General features: G+C 52.3%; 11 protein-coding genes and 1 pseudogene. 6 read left to right on the top strand and 6 right to left on the bottom strand.

Annotated features, from left to right (window positions below; translation table 11 throughout):
* Positions 1-54 precede the first annotated feature (54 nt).
* The 6 genes from mdtC to norV all read right to left on the bottom strand — a co-directional run bounded on the left by mdtC (position 55) and on the right by norV (position 11,909).
* Positions 55-3,135 carry a multidrug efflux RND transporter permease subunit MdtC gene (mdtC, locus tag MPHASIOC01_RS11710; RefSeq protein WP_064594845.1) on the bottom strand — a complete coding sequence of 1,027 codons (3,081 nt, stop codon included), beginning with the start codon at positions 3,133-3,135 and terminating at the stop codon, positions 55-57.
* Entirely contained in the window at positions 3,136-6,255 is a 3,120-nt protein-coding gene (locus MPHASIOC01_RS11705; protein WP_353614691.1) for an MdtB/MuxB family multidrug efflux RND transporter permease subunit, read from the bottom strand.
* Positions 6,255-7,508 carry an MdtA/MuxA family multidrug efflux RND transporter periplasmic adaptor subunit gene (locus tag MPHASIOC01_RS11700; RefSeq protein WP_064594842.1) on the bottom strand — a complete coding sequence of 418 codons (1,254 nt, stop codon included), beginning with the start codon at positions 7,506-7,508 and terminating at the stop codon, positions 6,255-6,257. The genes MPHASIOC01_RS11705 and MPHASIOC01_RS11700 overlap by 1 nt, the downstream gene beginning before the upstream one ends.
* Positions 7,509-7,752: 244 nt before the next feature.
* Positions 7,753-9,105 (bottom strand): molecular chaperone, encoded by a 1,353-nt coding sequence (gene yegD / locus MPHASIOC01_RS11695; protein WP_353614937.1) that lies wholly within the window; start codon positions 9,103-9,105, stop codon positions 7,753-7,755.
* Between the two features lie 234 nt (positions 9,106-9,339).
* Positions 9,340-10,476, bottom strand: a complete 1,137-nt coding sequence (gene norW, locus MPHASIOC01_RS11690; RefSeq protein ID WP_064594837.1) for an NADH:flavorubredoxin reductase NorW — start codon at positions 10,474-10,476, stop codon at positions 9,340-9,342.
* Positions 10,473-11,909, bottom strand: coding sequence for an anaerobic nitric oxide reductase flavorubredoxin (gene norV, locus MPHASIOC01_RS11685; protein WP_353614690.1), 1,437 nt, complete (start codon positions 11,907-11,909; stop codon positions 10,473-10,475). The genes norW and norV overlap by 4 nt, the downstream gene beginning before the upstream one ends.
* Before the next feature lie 190 nt (positions 11,910-12,099).
* Between norV and norR the strand changes: the two genes are divergently transcribed.
* The 6 genes and pseudogenes from norR (at position 12,100) to narI (ending at position 22,556) form a co-directional block, all read left to right on the top strand.
* Positions 12,100-13,635 carry a nitric oxide reductase transcriptional regulator NorR gene (gene norR, locus MPHASIOC01_RS11680; RefSeq protein WP_353614689.1) on the top strand — a complete coding sequence of 512 codons (1,536 nt, stop codon included), beginning with the start codon at positions 12,100-12,102 and terminating at the stop codon, positions 13,633-13,635.
* 295 nt (positions 13,636-13,930) lie between these two features.
* Positions 13,931-15,349 carry a NarK family nitrate/nitrite MFS transporter gene (locus MPHASIOC01_RS11675; protein ID WP_353614688.1) on the top strand — a complete coding sequence of 473 codons (1,419 nt, stop codon included), beginning with the start codon at positions 13,931-13,933 and terminating at the stop codon, positions 15,347-15,349.
* 523 nt (positions 15,350-15,872) lie between these two features.
* A pseudogene (locus MPHASIOC01_RS11670) lies at positions 15,873-19,634 on the top strand (nitrate reductase subunit alpha).
* The gene (gene narH, locus MPHASIOC01_RS11665) at positions 19,631-21,166 is read left to right on the top strand and encodes a nitrate reductase subunit beta (protein ID WP_353614687.1); all 1,536 of its coding nucleotides are present in this window, start codon (positions 19,631-19,633) and stop codon (positions 21,164-21,166) included. The pseudogene MPHASIOC01_RS11670 and the gene narH overlap by 4 nt, the downstream one beginning before the upstream one ends.
* Positions 21,163-21,882, top strand: coding sequence for a nitrate reductase molybdenum cofactor assembly chaperone (gene narJ / locus MPHASIOC01_RS11660; protein WP_353614686.1), 720 nt, complete (start codon positions 21,163-21,165; stop codon positions 21,880-21,882). Before narH ends, narJ begins: the two co-directional genes overlap by 4 nt.
* Complete coding sequence (gene narI, locus MPHASIOC01_RS11655; RefSeq protein ID WP_064594827.1) at positions 21,879-22,556, top strand: respiratory nitrate reductase subunit gamma; 678 nt, start codon at positions 21,879-21,881, stop codon at positions 22,554-22,556. The genes narJ and narI overlap by 4 nt, the downstream gene beginning before the upstream one ends.

The following is a 22,556-nucleotide window of genomic DNA, read 5'->3' as shown; positions in this document are numbered from 1 at the left end:
GTTAAGTCTTAATCCGCTACGGCGTTACACGCCGTGCGGGTGAAAAGGCCAGAGTTACTCACCAGCCAGTTGTACATGTCGGTCTTCTCGTGCCCGGCTACCAGGCCGCAAACGGTCAAAAAACAAAAACACCACCGGGGTGGTATACAGTGTTAATAGCTGGCTGACTACCAGACCACCGACAATGGTCATCCCCAACGGCTGGCGTAATTCAGCACCATCGCCGGTTGCCAGCACCAGAGGCAGTGCACCCAAAATAGATGCCAGTGTGGTCATCATAATCGGCCTGAAACGCAGCAGGCAGGCCTGGAAAATAGCCTCCTGCGCGGAAATATCGCTGTTACGCATGGCTTCAAGGGCAAAATCAACCAACATAATGGCGTTCTTCTTGACGATACCAATCAGTAACATAATGCCAATTAACGCAATCAGGCTGAAAGGCGTGCTGAACATCTCCAGAGCCAGCAATGCGCCGACTCCGGCGGAAGGTAGCGTAGAAAGAATCGTGAGTGGGTGGATATAACTTTCATACAACATACCCAGCACAATATAGACAGTGGCAATTGCGGCCAGAATCAAAATGAGCTGGGAGTTCATTGTTTGCTGGAATATTTGCGCCGTCCCTGCCCAGGTGCCGCGCACACTGGACGGTACACCCAGTGCTGTCATGGTACGTTCAATGGCATCGCTGGCTTGTGATAACGATACGCCATCGGGCAGGTTAAAGGCGATGGTTGAAGCAGCTGAAAGCCCCTGGTGATTTACCGACAACGGTGCATTGGCAGGCAACCATTTGGCGAACCAGGACAGTGGAATCGGCTTGCCTTCGCTGTTGATAATAAACATTTTATCCAGTGAACTTGCATCCTGGGTATAGCGAGGATCAACCTCCATCACCACTTTGTACTGGTTCATCGGCTGGTAGATGGTTGAAATCTGGCGTTGCCCGAAGGCATCGTTAAGCAGGTTATTGGCATCCGCCACGTCTATCCCCAGCCGCGATAACGTTGCCCGGTCATAGGTTAGCGCCAGCTCTGAACCTTTATCCTGTTGGTCTGAATTGACATCCGTGAGTTCTGGCAGGGCGGCCAGTGCCTGGCGAATCTTCGGCTCCCAGGTGCGCAGGGCGCTGAGGTCATCTGACAAAAGCGTATACTGGTAGCTGGCATTTGCCTGGCGCCCACCGACTCTTAAATCCTGCATTGCCATCAAAAACAGCGTGGCCCCTGGCTCTTTCGCCAGTTTTACCCGCAGGCGGTCAATCACCTGTTGCGCGGTTTCTTTGCGTTCACTGCGTGGCTTGAGCGAGATAAACATCATACCGCTGTTAACCCGGGAACCCCCGGTAAAACCGGTCACATTATCCACAGCCGGGTCTTCACGGATGATTTTCATAAAGTCCTGCAGTTTGCCGCGCATTGCCTGGAACGAAATGCTCTGGTCGGCGCGAATATTCCCCATTATTCTCCCGGTATCCTGTTCCGGCATCAGGGTTTTGGGCACGGCGATATACAGCCAGATATTGAGCCCAATAGTTGCCAGCAGCACAATACCCACCAGGCGTTTGTATTTCAGTGCCACCGCGAGCGAGCGGGCGTATCCACCCTGCACAGCCAGCATCAGGCGCCCGGCACCTTGCTGTTTGGCACCCGGTTTAGGGTTTTTAAGCAGCCACCCGCACATCATGGGGGTGAGTGTCAGGGAAACGACCATCGAAATCGCAATAGACACCGAAAGTGTGACGGCGAATTCACGGAATAACCGGCCGGGCAACCCGCCCATCAGTAATAATGGCAGGAACACAGCGACCAGCGAGACACTCATGGAAAGCACGGTGAAACCCACTTCACGAGCGCCCTGCAACGCAGCCTGTAACGGTTTAACCCCAGCCTCCAGGTGCCGGGAAATATTTTCCAGCACCACAATGGCATCATCCACCACAAACCCGGTCGCAATGGTAAGCGCCATCAGCGAGAGGTTGTTCAGGCTAAAACCGCACAAGTACATCGCCGCAAAGGTGCCTATCAGGGAGACAGGCACCGCCACAGCAGGAATTAATGTTGCCGGGCCGGAGCGCAGGAACAGGAATACCACCAGGATAACCAGCGCTACCGAGATACACAGCGCCTGCTCCACTTCGGCAAGTGAAGCACGAATCGTGGGAGAGGAATCCTGGGCTATATGAACCTTAATCGCCGCAGGAATGGTTTGCTCCAGTTCAGGCAGGCGGGCGCGAATTCGGTCAACCGTCTGAATAATATTGGCTTCAGGCAGTTTACGAATCATCAGCAATATAGCGGGCTGAGCGTTGGTCATCCCGGCATTGCGTACATCCTGCACGGAGTCAGTCACATTTGCCACATCACCTAACCGCACAGCTGCGCCATTGTTGTAATGAATAATCAGCGGGCGATATTCAGCGGCAGTTTTCAGTTCATCATTGGTTTGTAACTGCCAACGGTGGGTGTTGTCCTCGATTGCGCCCTGAGGTTTGCGCACATTGGCGTTACTGATAGCTTTTCGCACGGCATCCAGTGAAACCCCCTGGTTAAACAGTGCCTGCGGGTTTAAATCCACCCGCACCGCAGGCAGTGAGCTGCCGCCCACATCTACATCGCCAACGCCATCTGTCTGGGCAATATTTTGCGCCAGTTGTGTGGAAGCAAAATCATATAACTCCCCTTGCGACAACGTGTCGGACGTCAGCGTCAGAATCATAATGGGCATATCTGACGGGTTAGCTTTGCGGTAAGTTGGCCGTGAAGGCATGCCGGTTGGCAGCAGGCTTTGCGCGGCATTAATCGCTGCCTGTACATCCCGTGCCGCACCGTTAATATCCCGGTTGAGTTCAAATTGCAGGATGATTCGGGTGCTACCCAGAGAGCTGGTGGACGTCATTTCGTTGATGCCGGCTATCCGGCCTAATGAGCGTTCCAGTGGTGTGGCTACTGACGATGCCATGGTTTCTGGTGATGCGCCCGGCAGTGACGCACTCACCATAATGACCGGGAAATCCACCTGTGGCAGAGGGGCGACGGGCAACAACCGAAACCCGAGAACCCCACACAGCGTTATTGCCACCGAAATCAGAATGGTGGCAACAGGGCGGTAGATAAACAGAGCAAAAAAGCGCACTCAGGCCTCCTCGTGGCGCGGCAAACGGCTACGCAGCCAGTGAGAAAGGCGGTCGAACAGCAAATAGATAACCGGGGTGGTAAACAGGGTCAGCACCTGGCTGACCAGCAAACCACCCACCATACCTATTCCCAGCGGGCGGCGCAGTTCTGCACCTACGCCGGTACTGAGCATCAGCGGTAGCGCGCCAAGCAGTGCAGCGAGCGTGGTCATCAGAATAGGGCGAAAACGCAACAGGCAGGCCTGGTAAATAGCCTCGCGTGGAGCCATGCCTTGCTCACGCTCCGCCGCCAGGGCGAAGTCTATCATCATGATGGCGTTCTTCTTCACGATACCAATCAGCAAAATGATGCCGATTATCGCAATGACATCCAGTTCATAACCTGAAACCAGAAACGCCAGCAAAGCGCCCAACCCGGCGGTAGGCAGAGTGGACAGTATCGTTATTGGGTGAATAAAGCTTTCGTACAGAATACCCAGCACAATATACATTGCGGCAATGGCGGCAATAATCAGCCACACCGTGCTGCTCAGTGCCGCCTGGAACGCCAGTGTACTGCCCTGGAATGCAGTCATAATGTCCGCCGGGAAATCCATCCCTTTTTCCGCGGCCTGTATGGCATCCACGGCTTCACCTAATGAGGAGCCTTTTGCCACATTAAAAGAGATAGTGGTGGAAGGAAACTGATCCAGGTGGTTAATGGTCAGCGGCATATGACGTTGCTCAACCTGAGCAATGGCGCTCAGCGGCACCATTCCGCCATTACTGCTCTCCAGGCGGATACCGTTGAGCGCATCCAGGCCTGGTGTGTTGTGGGTATCATGTTCAAGCACAACACGATACTGGTTCGACTGGGTATAAATAGTGGAAATCAGGCGCTGGCCGAAGGCGTTGTACAGTGCATTGTCTACATCTGCCATCGAGATACCCAGGCGGCTTGCGCTGTCGCGATCCACTTTCACCATGGCCTGTAAGCCCTGATCCTGCCAGTCACTGCTGACATCGGCCAGTTCAGGCAGTGTCTTGAGTTTAGCCATCAGCCTGGGCACCCAGGTGCTCAGCGCATCCAGCGTGTTGGCCTGCAGGGTAAACTGGTATTGCGTGCGGCTGACGGTGGTATCAATGGTCAGGTCTTGTACCGGTTGCAGGTACAGCGTGACACCAGGCAGTGTTGCTACTTTATTTTGCAGGCGCTGAATCACTTCTGAAACTCTGTCATCACGCTCACTGAGCGGCTTCAGGTTTATCTGAATGCGTGCGCTGTTCAGCGCCGGGTTGGTGCCATCCACCCCGATAAAACTGGTCATGCTCGCCACATCCGGGTCTTTCAACAACAGGTCTGCCACCTGTGCCTGGCGCTGCGACATACTGGCAAAAGAAGACGACTGTGGGGCCTGCAAGGTACCCTGGATAATACCGTTATCCTGCACCGGGAAGAATCCTTTAGGTATCCAGACCCACAGTAAAATGGTCAGCGCCAGGGTACCAAATGCCACACCCAATGTGAGCCAGGGGTGTTGTAACACCCGGTTAAGACCACGGCCATAACCGGCAATAACCCATTCAAAAAAACGCTCGCAGGCCAGCGAAAAACGGTTTTGTTTACGCAGGGATTCATGGCTGAGCATTCGGGCGCACATCATCGGCGTTAAGGTCAGTGAAACCACCGCCGAAATTAAAATTGCCACTGCGAGGGTGATGGCGAATTCCCGAAATAACCGCCCAACGATGTCGCCCATGAACAGTAATGGAATGAGTACCGCAATCAATGACACAGTGAGAGAGATAATGGTAAAGCCTATCTCCCCGGCGCCTTTCAGTGCCGCAGCCAGTGGCTTTTCGCCTTTCTCGATATACCGGGAGATGTTTTCAATCACCACGATTGCGTCATCCACCACAAACCCGGTAGCGATGGTCAGTGCCATCAGTGTCAGGTTGTTGATGGAGAAATCGAGAAACACCATGACCGCGAAAGTCCCCACGAGGGAAAGTGGTACGGCTACTGCAGGAATAATGGTGGCCGGAACATTGCGCAAAAACAGGTAGATAATCATGACAACCAGCGCAATTGCCAGCATCAGCTCCGACTGGGTATCCTCTACTGAAGCCCGAATATTATTGGTACGGTCGGCTATCAGCGCGAGGTGAACAGATTTAGGCAGGCTTTCTTTCAGGCCGGGCAGCAGTGCGCGAATACTGTCGGCGGTTTCAATAATATTGGCGCCGGGCTGGCGCTGAACATTCATGACAATAGCCGGTTCATGGTTTGACCATGCGCCCAGCCAGGCATTCTCTGGCCCCTGTTCAACGGTGGCGACATCGCCAAGGCGCACGGCGGCCCCGTTAACCCAGGCAATAATCAGGTCGCGGTATTCCTGTACCGTTTTCATCTGGTCGTTGGCGGAAAGAGTAATTGCACGCTCCGGGCCATCCAGACTACCAGTGGCAGAATTCACGTTAGCATTGCTGATAGCGCTGCGCACGGTTTCTGTGCTGATACCCAGCCCGGCCAGCGCCTGGGCATTGAGTTTAACCCGCACCGCCGGGCGTTGCCCGCCAGACACCCCGACCATACCTACGCCATTTATCTGAGCAATTTTTTGGGCAATACGGGTTTCCACCAAATCCTGCACCTGAGTCAGGGGCAGGGCAGAAGAAGTTACCGCCAGTGTCATTATTGGTGGGTCTGCCGGGTTAACTTTATTGTAAACCGGCGGGTTGGGCAGGTCGCTGGGCAGCAGGCTGGTTGCGGCGTTAATTGCGGCCTGAACTTCCTGCTCCGCGACATCAAGCGGTAGCGTTAACTGGAACTGCAATGTCACTACTGAAGCGCCCCCGGCGCTTTGCGATGACATCTGTTTCAGGCCAGACATTTGCCCAAATTGCCGCTCCAGTGGCGCAGTAATCGCCGATGTCACAACATCCGGGCTGGCACCCGGGTAGAGTGTGACCACCTGAATAGTGGGGTAATCCACTTCTGGTAGCGCAGAAACCGGCAGAAAACGGTAACCAATTATCCCGGCCAGCAATATTGCTACCATAAACAGCGTGGTGGCGACCGGGCGCAGAATAAACTGCCGGGAAGGGCCTCCGGTAGTACTGGGTGGTAATACCTGCATCAGGAACGCGCTCCTTTATGCTGGCCTGAGTGCGCTTTTCTGGTTTCAGCCTGTGTGGCGTTTTCCTGTGTGGTGGTTTGCGGGGCGACCACTTCAACTGTGACACCTTCCGTCAACCGGTCAATGCCATCTGTTACCACCCGGTCTCCGGCAGAAAGCCCGGCAGTAATCACCACCTGCTGGTTATCCTGAATCCCTGGTGTGACCAGGTGTTTACTGACTTTATTCTCGCTGTTCAGCACCCATACAAAATTGCCTTCATTGCCCATTTGCAGGGCGGCAACCGGAATAACAACCGCATTTTGCTGAGTAGCGACCAGCATGCGTGCGTTGACAAACTGGTTGGGAAACAAGGCGTCGTCACTGTTAGTAAAACGGGCTTTGAGTTTGATAGTGCCTGTCGTGGCATCAATCTGGTTATCAAGGCTCAGCAATTCGCCACTGGCAATCTTTCGGGTGTTCGTGCGATCCCACACATCCACTTCAAGGGTTTTACCTGCATGTTGTGCGGCGACAATTTGCGCAATATCGCTTTCCGGGAGCGTGAAAATAACATCAATGGGATGGGTTTGGGTGATAACCACAATGCCGCTGGTATCGCTGGTGGAAATTTGGTTACCGATATCCACCTGTTTCAGACCAACGCGCCCGGATATTGGGGCCGTTATCTTGCTCCAGCTCAGTTGTAACCGGGCGCTGTCAACCGCGGCCTGGTCTGCTTTTACCGTACCGGCGCTTTCTGCAACCAGTGCCTGTTGGGTATCCAGCTCCTGGCGGGAAACCAGACTGGTTTTTGCCAGTTGCTGGTAACGGGCCAGGTCACGCCGGGCATTTGCCAGCGTTGCCTGGTCTTTTGCCAGTTGGCCTTCAGCCTGCTCCAGTGCAACGGTAAATTCACTCGGGTCAATTTCTGCCAGCAGGTCGCCCGCTTTCACTTGCTGGCCTTCTTTAAAATAAATGGCAATTAACTGCCCATTTACCCGGCTGCGCACTGTTGCGGTATTAGCGGCAGTTACGGTTCCAAGGCCGCTCAGGTAATGGGGAACTGCCTTGCTTTGCGCGGTTGCCGCCTGTACAGGGGCAAGAGGGCGCATGCCATGGCGCCCATTACTCCCCGGGCGTGACTGGCTGGTTTTAGCCCCGGTCTCTCCATGGGTATTTGTTTCATGCCGGTTGTACCAAACGGCTGCAATAATAATGGCAAAAATTAGTCCTGCACCAAAATACCAGCGTGTTTTTGTCGCGCTCTTCATGAAATCGTTGTCTCTTCCTTAAAACCAGTGGGCGTTAATCATACTAGTTTAAAGAGCCGGGAACCTATAAAAATGAAGGAAAAATGGAAGACTGTATGGAACAGTCTGGAACACAGTTTTATATCACAAAAATAGAGTCGGCCTGGCTCGCAAAACGCATTGCTGGCAGCCCAAAATGCATAACGGTGAGTGTATTTCAGGCCCGGAGAGCGGATTAGCTTTCTCCGGGCCGGGGGCAGGGCACTTAGCGGAAAATAACCCCTGCCCAACGGGCAAGGCCGGCTGTCACAGAGCCAAAGTCATCGCCACCCACAATGGCAATGCCCGGCAGTGCCTGTTGCAGCGCCTGGCGAATAATGGGCGAGCGTGCGCTGCCGCCAGTCAGGTATATCACATCCGGTTGCGTATCAGCCTGGCTAAGCGCCAGGTTGACTTGTTCAAGGATCCGTTGCAGCGGTTGTTCTATCGCATTTTCCAGTTCGGTTTTATGGGTGCCCACAGACAGCGAGTTGGCGATGAAGTCCAGTGTTGTACCGGTTTCATCAGTCTGGGAAAGGGCTATTTTTGCTTCTTCCGCGCTGCGCACCAGGCGGTAACTCAGGCGGTTGCGCCACACCTTCAACAGGCGAGTAACCTGTTCAGGTTCGCGGGCATCACGAATCAGGGTCTGCAACAGACGCCCGGTTTCTTTGCTGTAGAACTCTGTTTGTGCCGGAACATCGTTTATCGCAACGGCATTCCACCAGGGCAGAATGGGCAGCGCAATGCCTTTTTCGGTGAGCCCACCCATTCCCAAAGCGGGCATTAACTGGCGAAATGCCAGCATGATATCCAGATCATTGCCCCCAACGCGGCACCCACTGTGCCCAATCAGGCTGGATTCACGCGCAGACTGGTTGTGCCATTGCGGGCCCATTAACAGGAAAGAGCAGTCGGTGGTACCTCCACCAATATCCACGACCAGCACGCGCTGTTCATGGTTCAGTGAGGCTTCATAATCGAGCCCGGCGGCAACAGGCTCAAACTGAAATTCAACATCGCTGAAACCAGCACGCGCCGCTGCACGGGCCAAAATACCCTGAGCCTGTTGGTTGGCTTCTTCGCCACCCAACCCCTGGAAGTTAATCGGGCGTCCAATCACGGCCTGGTTGACCGTTTCCTGTAGCTGGCTTTCGGCCTGCTGGCGTATATGGCACATCATGGCGCACACCAGATCTTCAAAAAACGCGACTTGTTGGGGTTTTAACCCATTTGCGCCAAGAAATGACTTGGGTGATTTGACAAACCAGACTTCTTCCGGGTCTTCAATATACTGGTGCAGTGATGTCAGCCCGAACTGAATACTCTGCGCAGTCACTTCGATATCTTCTAAGCGGTTGGCACTGATAGCCCGGCGTAACAAAGCCGCAGACTCTGCGTCTTCAAAGCTCACATTCTGGTGGCGATAGAGCCATTCACTGACGGCTTCTCGTGCTGGCGCACTCAACATAGAAGGCAATAAAGCGCTGTCGCCTTCCAGTTTTAACATTGTGGGTTTGCCATCACGCATCACCGCCACGGAGCAGTTCGCTGTACCGTAATCAAAACCAATAAACATATGTCTCATTATCCCCATGCCAGTGAAGAAGGGGCAGGACTTTAGCGGAATGTCAGCTTTGCGGCAAATGGATTATGGCGGCGTGGGGTAAAAAAGCGCGGGCGTAAAAAGTCCGATGTTTACCCCAGTGCGGTACCCTGCATCCGCAGTCAGGGGCTCACCCAGTGGAGCAGGCCAATCCCTGCCCACTGAGTATATTTAACGTTTTTGCATTGCGTGGTGAACGCTCGTGGTTTATGCACCAGCCAGTTGACGTAACCAGCCAAAGGATTCAGGTATCCGTTCCTCGCTGGCGACAAAAGCACACAGGGTTTCATCGTTATCGTAGCCTTGTGCAGCCATCCCGTTGGTTGTGACAGCAATTTTCCAGTGCAAATCTTCCCGTAATGGCTGCCCGGCTAACTGTAATGGTAACAACGGCGTTTTTACCTTCACCAGCGCTGGTGGCAGGGAAAGCGCCACATCCTGACCTGTCAGGTTTTGAGCCAGGGTTAGTGCGCTGAGTTGGCCTGGCTGGAGGTAGGGCAGGCACTGCCCATTGATTTCCGCGCAGTCGCCAAGAGCAAAAATAGCCGGGTCGCTGGTTTGCAATTTTTGATTGACCTGAATGCCCTGATTAACCGCTAAACCCGCTTGCCTGGCGAGTGTTGTTTCAGGCTGCAACCCGGTCGCGGAAATAACGTCGTCAACGCTAAACTGAATCCCCTTTTCCAGGCTTATTCGAAGCCCGTCGGCATGCGGCTCAATACAGTGTAATTGTTGCCCGGTGAGCACTGTGACTCCGGCTTTCGTCAGTGCACAGTGAAGCGGGGCGCTCAGGTGAACGGGCAGTAACGCAGGCAGTATCGACGGTGCTTTATCAACCAGGGTCACCTGCTTACCGGCGCGGCACAGATCCATTGCCAGCTCACAACCAATTAATCCTCCTCCGACTACCAATATGCGCCGGGCATCAAAGAGCCGTGTTGCGTAACGACGGAATTCAGCCTGGCTATTCAGCGTTATCATGTCCTCACCGCCAGGCACCGGGAGGATTCGCGCCCTGGCGCCTGTTGCCAGCACCAGCTTACTGTACGCCCAGGTTTGCCCGCCACCACTCACCGTTTTTCGTTGCGGATCGAGGCTTGTCACCTGGGTGTGGGCGTGCAGTGTAAGGTTAAAGGCCTGGGCAAATGCCGCACCTGTCTGGCGCGTCAAATCATCGGCGTGTTGCCCACGGCTAATAACATGACTTAACTCGGGTTTGTTGTATTCGTCAGCACTGTCGCCGGCAATCAGTGTTACCGGCAGATGAGCATCAAGCTTACGAATGTGTTTGACCAGTTGTCTGGCGGCAAAACCGGAGCCAATAATGACGACATTGTCACTCATAACGCCTCCACACAGAGCTCATCAAATACGGCTTTCCCCAGCCCACATTCCGGGCAGAGAAAGGTTTCGGGTACCTGGTCCCATGGTGTTCCTGGCGCAATGCCTTGCACGGGTTCACCCAGTCGGGGGTTGTAAATCCACTGGCAAACACTGCATTGCATACAGGTGCTATTTTCTTCTGTTTGCTGTGGAGTCAGCGCGCTGTCCAGGGGGGCGGATTCCCTGGACGGTAGGGGGGAAAGTGCCCATAAGTGAGCAAGTTTGCGCCCATGTTCACGGCAGGTTTCCAGCAGAGTGTCATCAGGGCGCCATTTGATTTTTAAGGATAATGCAGTTTCAAAACCGGCATCTGTCAACCGGGTCTGAATTCTATCCACTGCGCCACCGTTCCAGCCATAACTGCCAAAAGCGGAAGCTTTCTTGTTTCTGAATCGTAACCCGGTGATTTCTTCCAGCATTGCGGCGATTTTGGGCATCATGACGTTATTCATGGTGGAGGAGCCTACCAGGATGCCTTTGGAGCGAAATAAACTGGTCAGAATTTCATTCTTATCGTGGCGGGCAACATTATAAATTTTGACGGTTACACGCGGGTCAGCTTCGTGGATCCCCTGAGCAATGGCATCCGCCATCATGCGGGTATTGTTGGACATGGTGTCATAAAACAGCGTAATGCGGTCTTCCTGAAAATCGGCAGACCATTGCAGATACTGTTCGATAATTTGTGCCGGGTTATCGCGCCAAATCACGCCGTGTGAGGTTGCTATCATGTTGACGGGTAAGTTAAATCCCAACAACTCTGTTACCTTAGGCGCAACAAGGCGGCTGAACGGCGTCAGGATATTGGCAAAATAACGCAGGCATTGTTCAAACAGCTCAGTTTGATCCACCTCATCATTAAACAAATGTTCATCACAGTAGTGCTGGCCGAAAGCATCATTACTGAATAACACCCCATCGCCAGTCAGGTAAGTCATCATACTGTCAGGCCAGTGCAGCATCGGGGTTTCAACAAACACCAGTTGCTTACCATTGCCAATATCCAGCGTATCGCCTGTCTTGACGACGTTGAAATGCCATTCCGGGTGGTGATGGTGGCCATTAATAGAATCAATTGCATTAGCGGTACAGTAGACAGGTGTGTCAGGGATCAGAGCCATCAGCTCAGTGAGTGCGCCAGCATGATCCTCTTCAGCATGGTTAATAATGATGTAATCCAGAGAACGCAGGTCTGTCTCAGTCTGGAGGTTGCGTACAAACTCCCGGCTGAATTTATGATCAACCGTGTCAATCAGCACGGTTTTCTCTTCTTTAATCAGATAACTGTTATAACTACTGCCTTTGGTGGTGTTGTATTCCGTGCCGTGAAAATCACGGACTTCCCAGTCCCGTTGACCAACCCAAAAAATGTTATTTTTTACATGAACAGTCATAAAACCCTCAGTGAATATCATTGTGTGTCTGTTATGACCAGATAAATAGCAATACCTGTGCCAATTTTTAACTTATTGTTTTTATTTATTTTTGTGTTTGCAGTGTTCAATGGGGTAGTCTTTTTGACTATCATTTAAAAAGTCATTATGACAGTATGAGTTGTCATAATGACTACGCCAGGAGACTGTTATGCCGCTTCAGATTCGCCAGTTAGCGGATATTGCCGGGGAGTTAAACCAGGGGGGAACCTGTGAGGTACGCTTTCAGCGGCTGGTTAACCTGCTGCAGCGTGTTCTTGTCTGCGATGCCTGTGCGTTGCTGTTATATGAACATCGCCAGTTTCGTCCACTGGCGATTCATGGTCTTTCGCCCGATGTTCTGGGCAGGCGATTTGATCCTGCCAGCCACCCGCGCCTTGAGGCCATAGCTCGGGCCGGGAATGTGGTGCGTTTTCCGGCTGACAGCGGGTTACCCGACCCTTATGACGGACTGATTCCTGGGCAGGAACAATTAAAAGTCCACGCCTGTGTCGGGTTGCCTCTGTTTGATGATGAACGTCTGGTGGGCGCGCTGACGCTGGACAGTATGAATGCGGCGTGCTTTGACCACCTCAGCAACGATGAACTGTGGCTGATTGCGGTACTGGCGGCGAACACACTTAAGAATGCCTTGTTAATAAAACAACTGGAAAGCCAGAGCCTGAGCAGTAACGAGGCAGCACTGCCTCCCTTGTCTTCCACAGAAGAGAGTACGGAGATAGTGGGGCTTTCAGTACCTGTTACTCAGTTACGTCACGAAATCAGTGTGGTGGCGGCATCTGATCTGACGGTGCTTATTAATGGCGAAACCGGTACCGGCAAAGAGTTGGTGGCGCGTGCTATCCATGAAGGGTCTGACCGGGCTCACCAGCCCATGGTGTATTTAAATTGTGCCGCTTTACCGGAAAGTGTGGCGGAAAGTGAACTCTTTGGGCATGTGAAAGGTGCGTTTACTGGCGCAATCAGTGACCGACAGGGGAAATTTGAGCGGGCCAATAACGGTACATTATTTCTCGATGAGATTGGTGAGCTGCCATTATCTTTGCAGGCTAAATTGCTGCGGGTACTGCAATATGGCGATATTCAGCGCGTCGGGGACGACAAAAACTCACAGGTGGATGTGAGAGTGCTCGCCGCCACAAACCGCGATTTAAAAGCGGAAGTGCTGGCCGGGCGTTTCAGGGCGGATTTATTTCATCGCCTTAGTGTGTTCCCGGTACGGGTACCGCCATTGCGGGAACGGGGAGAGGATATCGCTTTACTGGCGGGGTTTTTTTGTGAGCGGTGCCGTGGGCGATTTGGGTTGCAGTCTGTCGCATTAAGCCCTGATTCCCTGTCTGTACTGAGCGCTCATACCTGGCCTGGCAATGTGCGTGAACTGGAACATGCGATTTATCGGGCCGTGCTCATTGCACGGGCCACCCGAGGTGACGCGGAAGTGATGCTCACGCCGGCCCATTTCTCACTAACAAGTACCCAGCCCGCCAATGCGGTCGCATTCGGTGAGCCATCCGGGCCTGCATTGTTAACATGCAGACCGTTGCGCGCGGCTACTGATGACTTTCAGCGCAATATTATTCGCCAGGCGCTCAATAGTCACCAGCATAACTGGGCTGCAGCCGCCCGTGCACTTTCACTGGATGTGGCAAACTTGCACCGGCTGGCAAAACGGCTTGGGTTGAAATAACCGCTGCAGAGGGCGTTTTGCTGCCTGACGCAAATAGTGAGTATTTTGGTCGACTACTCCTAAATGAGTACTCCCAATAAGTCAGGGGGCATAATGGCTATCAGGTTGATAACTGCTGAAAAATTATAATCGTTTTAAATCATAACGTTACAAGATAAGTTGTGGTTAGCCATGGGGAGTAGAGCCAGGGCAGGCTCCCGGCAGGGCCTGGCATGATTTTGATACATATCAACATAAAGGCTACGGGATAAACGTAAAAGCGCTTAAGTGATGCGCTATTTATGAGGATGTCTTTATGCAAGCGAACCCCCCTAAGACTCAAAAGTCAGCTAATGGGGCTGTTTTAGCTAACTGGGCGCCAGAAAATGAAACATTCTGGCGAAATCAGGGAGAAAGAACAGCCCGCCGCAATTTGTGGATTTCTATTCCCTGCTTACTGTTATCATTTTGTGTCTGGATGATTTTTTCTTCAGTCGCCGTCAATCTTAACCGGGCCGGGTTTCACTTTACGACGGATCAGTTGTTTTTATTGACCGCACTACCTTCGGTTTCCGGTGCTCTGGCGAGAGTACCTTATTCCTTTGTTGTACCACTTATCGGCGGGCGCCGCTGGACGGCTATCAGTACCTTTATTCTTGCCATACCCTGCCTGTGGCTCGGCTATGCGGTTCAGCATCCTGAGACATCATTTCAAACCTTTATCATCATCGCGCTGTTGTGTGGTCTGGCAGGGGGGAATTTTGCATCCAGCATGGCAAATATCAGCTTTTTCTACCCGAAAGCCCAGCAAGGTAAGGCTCTGGGGTTAAATGGCGGGCTGGGTAACCTGGGTGTCAGCGTGATGCAACTGGTGGTGCCTTTGGTTATCTCCGTGGCGGTTTTTGGTTCCTTTACTCAAGCCACACCGCTGGCGGATGGGGGTAGCCTCTGGCTGGCAAACGCCGCCTGGATTTGGGTGCCCTTTATCCTGCTGGCGACAATTGCGGCCTGGATTGGCATGAATGACCTGCACAGTGCGAAGGCATCAATTGTGGAACAGTTGCCGGTACTCAGACAGCCCCACTTGTGGATCCTGAGTATTCTGTATTTGGCCACATTCGGTTCATTCATCGGTTTTTCTGCCGGATTTGCCATGCTGACGAAGACGCAGTTTCCGGATATTGCGGTGATGCATTATGCCTTTTTTGGCCCATTGATTGGCGCACTGGCCCGGCCGATAGGGGGAAGCTTATCGGATAAGCTGGGGGGCATTAAGGTGACGACTGTCAATTTCATTGCAATGGCATTATTTACCGGGCTGGTCTTCTTTGCTTTGCCTGGGGGAAATACACACGGAAGCTTTTGGTTATTTTTTGCGGTATTCATGTGTTTATTTATTACCGCCGGATTAGGCAGTGGTTCGACATTCCAGATGATTTCAGTCATTTTCCGCCGAGTTGTGATGCAACATGCACTGAATAAAGGGTTGCCCGAAGAAGATGCAACACGCCGGGCAGGAACCGATACTGCGGCGGCACTGGGCTTTATTTCTGCCATCGGCGCAGCCGGGGGCTTTTTTATTCCCCGGGCGTTTGGTTTGTCACTGAGCTGGACGGGGTCTCCCCTGGGCGCGTTGAAAGTATTTCTGGTGTTTTACGTGGTCTGTATTGTCATTACATGGTGCGTATATGGGCGGCGTATCAACCAGGGCATGGCGACCAGACAAAAAGCATAACGCACAACCCTGTGTTATTAATAAAGTGACAAAATATAGCGGGCTGAAAAGCCCGTTTTTTGTTTTTTAATGTATTAATTATTTGTGTGAATAATAACTTGCTTTTACATCGGGATTAAAATGATTCTCTATTGCAGAATGATACGATTATTATTTCCGGAAAGAATGAGTAATAAGATAAGAAGTCACAATAATCTCAGCTCTGCGAATACACAGGGGCTAATCAGTGGTGCTGGCAGTCTATTTTTAGACGTTCTACCACTCAATAGTTGTGGTGTGTTTTTATTGTGTAATAAATAATCTGTTTTATAAAAAAACCATTTAAATCAATATATTGAATATTAAAAATAACTACCCCTAAGGGAGTAGTCAACCTGAAGCGTTATTTCCCTGCCAGGTTCATTTTGATCCGTGTCAATTTTATAACCCTCACAGACGCTAATGTGGGAAATATCGACCATGCCACCGGCATCGTCATCAATAAACCCTATGTGCCTGGCACTGACAATACGGAGAAAGCCAGATGAGTAAGTTTCTGGACCGCTTTCGCTATTTTAAACAATTGGGTGACACTTTTTCTGGTGATCACGGGCAGACGTTGTCTGTCAACCGGGACTGGGAAGAGGGATACCGTAACCGCTGGCAGCATGACAAGATAGTACGTTCAACACACGGTGTTAACTGTACCGGGTCCTGTAGTTGGAAAATTTATGTCAAAAATGGCCTGGTGACCTGGGAAACCCAGCAGACCGACTACCCGCGAACCCGCCCGGACCTGCCCAACCATGAACCGCGAGGATGCCCTCGTGGCGCAAGTTATTCCTGGTATCTCTACAGCGCTAACCGATTAAAGTACCCAATGGTGCGCTCAAACCTGATTGAAATGTGGCGCGAAGCGAAACAACAGCATCCGGATCCTGTTGATGCCTGGGCCGCGATTGTCACACAGCCAGAAAAAGCGGCGCGTTACAAAAAAGCGCGTGGCCGTGGCGGTTTTGTGCGTAGCCACTGGCAGGAAGTGAATGAGCTCATTGCGGCGGCGAACGTGTACACGGCGAAAACCCATGGGCCCGATCGCGTGGCCGGTTTCTCGCCAATACCGGCGATGTCGATGGTCTCTTACGCATCCGGCGCACGCTACCTGTCATTAATTGGTGGAACCTGCCTGAGTTTTTATGACTGGTATTGCGACCTGCCGCCTTCCAGCCCGCAAACCTGGGGAGAACAGACCGATGTGCCTGAATCTGCCGACTGGTATAACGCTTCTTATATCATCGCCTGGGGTTCAAATGTGCCGCAAACCCGTACACCCGATGCACACTTCTTTACTGAAGTTCGCTACAAGGGCACAAAAACCGTTGCGGTAACGCCAGATTATGCCGAAATCGCCAAGCTGTGCGATCACTGGCTCCGTCCTCAACAGGGAACAGACAGCGCGCTGGCGCTGGCTATGGGGCATGTATTACTCAGTGAGTTTCACGTTAAACGCCAGAGTGAGTACTTCCAGAATTATCTGCGTCGTTATTCAGATATGCCAATGCTGGTTATGCTCGACCCTTCAGTTGAAGGTGTCTATCAGGCAGGGCGTTTTCTGCGCGCGGCAGACTTAGTGGATAACCTTGATGAGCCCAATAACCCTGAATGGAAAACAGTGGCTATTAACCAGGACAATGGTGAGCTGGTCGCGCCTCAGGGGTCAGTCGGTTACCGCTGGGGTGAACAAGGTAAATGGAACCTGGAAGCCACTGCCGGCCACCAGAAAAAACCGGTTACGTTGCAACTGGGTGTGGCGTCCGGGGAACAGGTTGCAGTCGCTTTCCCGTATTTTGGCGCGACTGAGCATGAACATTTTACCTCGGTTGCACTCAGCGACGTCATTGTTCATCAGGTGCCGGTAAAACGTATTGAACTGGCCAATGGCGAACAGGGCCTGGTTACCAGTGTTTATGATTTGATGTTGGCAAACTACGGGGTTGACCGTGGTTTTAATGATGCTAACTGCGCATCTGGCTACGATGACATGAAAGCCTATTCTCCTGCCTGGGCGGAAGCGGTTACCGGCGTTCCTCGTCAGGAGATCATTCGTATTGCCCGTGAATTTGGCGATAACGCAGAGAAAACCCACGGGCGTTCGATGATTATTGTTGGTGCCGGGCTTAACCACTGGTATCACATGGACATGGCCTACCGTGGCCTGATTAATATGCTGGTGTTCTGTGGTTGTGTCGGGCAGAGCGGTGGCGGCTGGGCGCACTATGTGGGGCAAGAGAAATTACGCCCACAAACTGGCTGGCAGCCGCTGGCTTTTGCCCTTGACTGGCAAAAACCTCCCCGCCATATGAACAGCACCTCGTTTTTCTATAACCACAGCAGCCAGTGGCGCTATGAATCGCTCAATGCACATGAACTGTTATCTCCCCTGGCAGACGCTACGCGCTACAGTGCGCATTTGATTGACCTGAATATTAAAGCGGAACGGTTAGGCTGGTTGCCCTCCTCACCGCAATTAAATGTTAACCCTCTGCATATTGCCAGTGCGGCCAGTGCGGCCGGGTTATCCATTCAGGAATACACCGTGAAGGCGCTCAAAGAAGGCACAATTCGCTTTGCTGCCGAGCAGCCGGAACAGCACTATCCCCGGAACCTGTTTATCTGGCGATCCAACCTGCTTGGGTCATCGGGCAAAGGTCATGAATACTTCCTCAAGTATCTGCTGGGCACTGAACACGGTATTCAGGGGCGTGATTTAGGCGAGGAAGGCAAGTGCCATCCGCAGGAGGCGGAATGGCAGGATAACGCGACAGAAGGCAAACTGGATCTGGTTGTCACCCTGGATTTTCGTATGTCCAGTACCTGTTTGTACTCAGACATTGTGCTGCCAACGGCGACCTGGTATGAAAAAGACGACATGAATACTTCGGATATGCATCCATTTATTCATCCGCTCAGCGCGGCTGTTGATCCGGCCTGGGAAGCGCGTTCAGACTGGGAAATATATAAAGACATCGCTCAGGCTTTTTCAACACTTTGCCCGGGGCATTTGGGCGTTGAAACAGATTTGGTGACGTTGCCAATTCAGCATGATTCACCGGCCGAACTGGGCCAGCCATATAACGTCCAGGACTGGAAAAAAGGTGAGTGTGATCTCATTCCGGGTAAAACGGCCCCGCATCTGATTGCGGTCGAGCGCGATTACCCGGCCACCTATGCGCGTTTTACTTCACTTGGACCATTACTGGATAAACAGGGTAACGGCGGTTAAGGCATTAACTGGAACACAGAGAGCGAAGTGGCGTTGCTGAAAAAGCTCAATTACGTCCAGCAAACAGGGGCAAGTCAGGGGCGGCCAAGAATTGATTCCGCTATTGATGCCGCAGAAGTGATCCTGACGCTTGCGCCGGAAACCAACGGCCAGGTTGCCGTAAAAGCCTGGCAGGCGTTGGGGCAGATAACCGGGCGTGATCACACGCATCTGGCACGTAACAAAGAAGAAGAGAAAATCCGCTTTCGCGATATTCAGGCACAACCACGCAAAATAATCTCCAGCCCTACCTGGTCAGGGCTGGAAGATGAGCATGTTTCCTACAATGCCGGTTATACCAATGTGCATGAGTTGATCCCCTGGCGCACACTGACAGGCCGCCAGCAGTTTTACCAGGATCACCCCTGGATGCGTGACTTCGGTGAAAGTCTGATAGCCTGGCGACCGCCCATCGATACCCGAAGTGTGGCCGGTATGATAGGGGCGAAGAGCAATGGTAACCCGGAGCTGGCACTGAATTTCATTACTCCGCACCAGAAATGGGGCATTCATTCAACCTACAGTGAAAACCTGTTAATGCTGACATTGTCACGCGGCGGGCCAATTGTCTGGATAAGTGAAACCGATGCCAAAACGCTGGGTATCGCCGATAACGACTGGATAGAAGCGTTCAATAAAAATGGCGCGCTGACAGCGCGTGCGGTGGTCAGCCAGCGTATCCCACAAGGCATGGTGATGATGTACCACGCGCAGGAACGCCTGGTGAACCTGCCAGGTTCAGAAATTACCGGGCAGCGTGGTGGGATTCATAACTCAGTGACCCGTGTCTGCCCCAAACCTACCCATATGATTGGCGGGTATGCTCAACTGGCTTATGGCTTTAACTACTACGGCACTGTTGGATCAAACCGCGATGAATTCGTGGTGGTCAGACGTATGCATCAGGTTAACTGGCTTGATGACGAGAAAAACGATGTGGTTCAGCATCCTTCTTCAACAACACTGCAGGAGAAGCCAGAATGAAAATTCGTTCACAAGTCGGCATGGTACTTAACCTGGATAAATGTATCGGCTGTCATACCTGTTCGGTTACCTGCAAAAATGTCTGGACCAGCCGTGAAGGCATGGAATACGCCTGGTTCAATAATGTAGAGACCAAACCCGGAACAGGTTACCCCACGGACTGGGAAAACCAGGAACGCTGGAAAGGCGGCTGGATACGCAATATCAAAGGCAAACTGGAACCCAGAATGGGAAATCGTGTGGGTGTGCTCTCGCGCTTATTCAATAACCCGGATATGCCCACTATTGATGACTACTACGAGCCATTTACCTTTGACTACGAACATTTGCACAATGCCAAACAAGGACGGCACCAGCCTACAGCGCGGCCCCGTTCGCAGATAACAGGCCAGCGGATGGACAAAATTAATGGCGGCCCAAACTGGGAAGAAATTCTCGGTGGTGAATTTGCCAAACGTTCGGCTGACTACAACTTTGGCGAAATGCAAAAAGCGATGTATGGGCAGTTTGAAAATACATTCATGATGTATCTGCCTCGCCTGTGTGAACACTGCTTAAATCCGGCCTGCGTGGGCACCTGTCCGAGCGGCGCGATTTATAAACGTGAAGAAGACGGCATTGTACTGATTGACCAGGACAAATGCCGTGGCTGGCGGATGTGCCTGACAGGCTGCCCGTACAAAAAGATTTACTTCAACTGGAAAAGCGGCAAATCCGAAAAATGTATTTTCTGCTATCCGCGTATTGAATCGGGCATGCCAACGGTCTGCTCAGAAACCTGTGTCGGGCGCATTCGCTATCTGGGCGTATTACTTTACGATGCCGACAGAATCGCCCAGGCGGCTTCAGTGGAAGATCCGGAGAAACTCTATGAAAGTCAACTGGATGTTTTTCTCGATCCTCACGACCCGGCGATTATTGAAGAGGCCCGTAAACAAGGGATTGCGCTCAGTGTGATAGAAGCAGCGCAACGTTCACCGGTATACAAAATGGCAATGGACTGGAAACTGGCTTTACCGCTGCATCCTGAATATCGCACGTTACCCATGGTGTGGTATGTCCCGCCTTTATCACCGATTCAGTCTGCCGCAGATGCCGGTTATCTGGGCGATGACGGTATTTTACCGGATGTCGACAGCCTGCGTATTCCGGTTCAGTACCTGGCAAACTTGTTAACGGCGGGTGATACCGCTCCGGTGTTGCGTGCGTTGAAACGCTTACTGGCGATGCGCCATTACAAACGGGCAGAAACCGTTGATAAACGTACAGATACCCGTGCCCTTGATGCTGTAGGCCTGAGTGAGCAGCAGGCACAGGAAATGTACCGCTATCTGGCTATCGCGAACTACGAGGACCGTTTTGTGGTGCCCTCTTCACACCGTGAACTGGCGCGTGAGGCGTTCCCGGAAAGCAAAGGTTGCGGCTTCAGTTTTGGCGATGGCTGCCATGGCAGTGATACCCGCTTCAACTTGTTTAACAGCAAGCGCATTGACGCGATTGACATTACCGCAGACAAAAAGGATCGCTCATGACAACGCTGACAATTATTGCCCGGCTCATGGATTACCCGGATGAAGCGCTCTGGCAGCATCAGGAGGCACTGCGTTGTGCTGTAGAAGAATGCCCGTTGTCAGTACGACATAAACAGCTCCTCCATGCATTTATGGACCAACTGTTCGCCGGTTCATTGCTGGCTGCTCAGGCGCAATATTGTGCACTGTTCGACCGTGGGTGCGCTTTGTCGCTCTTATTATTCGAGCATGTTCATGGTGACTCACGCGCACGCGGCCAGGCGATGGTGGACTTACTTAACCAGTATCAGCGCGCCGGCCTGACATTAGACAGCCGGGAGTTACCAGATTATTTACCCTTGTATCTTGAATACCTGGCGAGTCTTGATAGCCACGAAGCAAGACAAGGGCTGGTGGATATTGCGCCGATTCTGGCATTACTGGCAACACGCCTTGATGAGCGGGGGAGTGGCTATGCTGCCCTGTTCACGCTCCTTGGTGAGCTCGCCGGAGACACCGTTGATGTCGACTATGACGCCTTACGGCAAAAAGTACGCCAGGAATCGCGGGATGACACCCCGGAAGCGCTTGATAAAGTCTGGGAAGAAGAGCAGGTGAGTTTTATGAGTGAAGCGAATTGTGGCGGTAATGAATCCCACGGGCTCCGACACCAGCAAAATGAGCGCGTTCACCCTCAGTATGTGCATGTCGGTATGTTAACCGGAGAACAGAAATGAACTATATCAATGGATTCTTTTTTGATATTTATCCTTATCTGGCTGCGACTATCTTCCTGGTGGGGAGCTGGCTCAGATATGACTATGGGCAATATTCCTGGCGTGCCGGTTCCAGCCAGATGCTGGATAAGCGCGGTATGCGCCTGGCTTCTAACCTGTTCCATATTGGGATTATCGGTATCCTTGGCGGTCATTTCTTTGGTTTGCTCACTCCTCACTGGGTGTACGAATCGTTTCTGCCCATCGCTACCAAGCAAAAACTCGCCATGATTGCTGGCGGAATTTGCGGTGTGATGACAGTTGTGGGTGGTGGGTTGTTACTGAAACGCCGCCTGACCAACCCACGGATTCGGGCAACGTCTTCGTTTGCCGATATCCTTATTCTGACATTGCTGGTGGTTCAGGCGTGCCTGGGGCTATTAACGATTCCTTTTTCCGCCCAACATATGGATGGCCAGGAAATGATGAAATTAGTGCACTGGGCGCAGGCTGTGGTCACGTTTCAGTCCGGTGCCAGTGCCTGGCTCGATGGTGTGGCATGGATTTACCGGGTACATATCGTGCTGGGGATGACCCTGTTTGTTTTGTTCCCGTTTTGCCGGCTGGTGCATATCTGGAGTGTACCGGTTGAATACCTCACGCGCCGCTACCAGATAGTACGCTCACGTCGGTAA

Source organism: Mangrovibacter phragmitis (assembly GCF_040429585.1).
GTDB classification, from domain to species: Bacteria; Pseudomonadota; Gammaproteobacteria; order Enterobacterales; family Enterobacteriaceae; genus Mangrovibacter; species Mangrovibacter phragmitis.
This window is presented reverse-complemented; position numbering and strand designations above follow the sequence as displayed.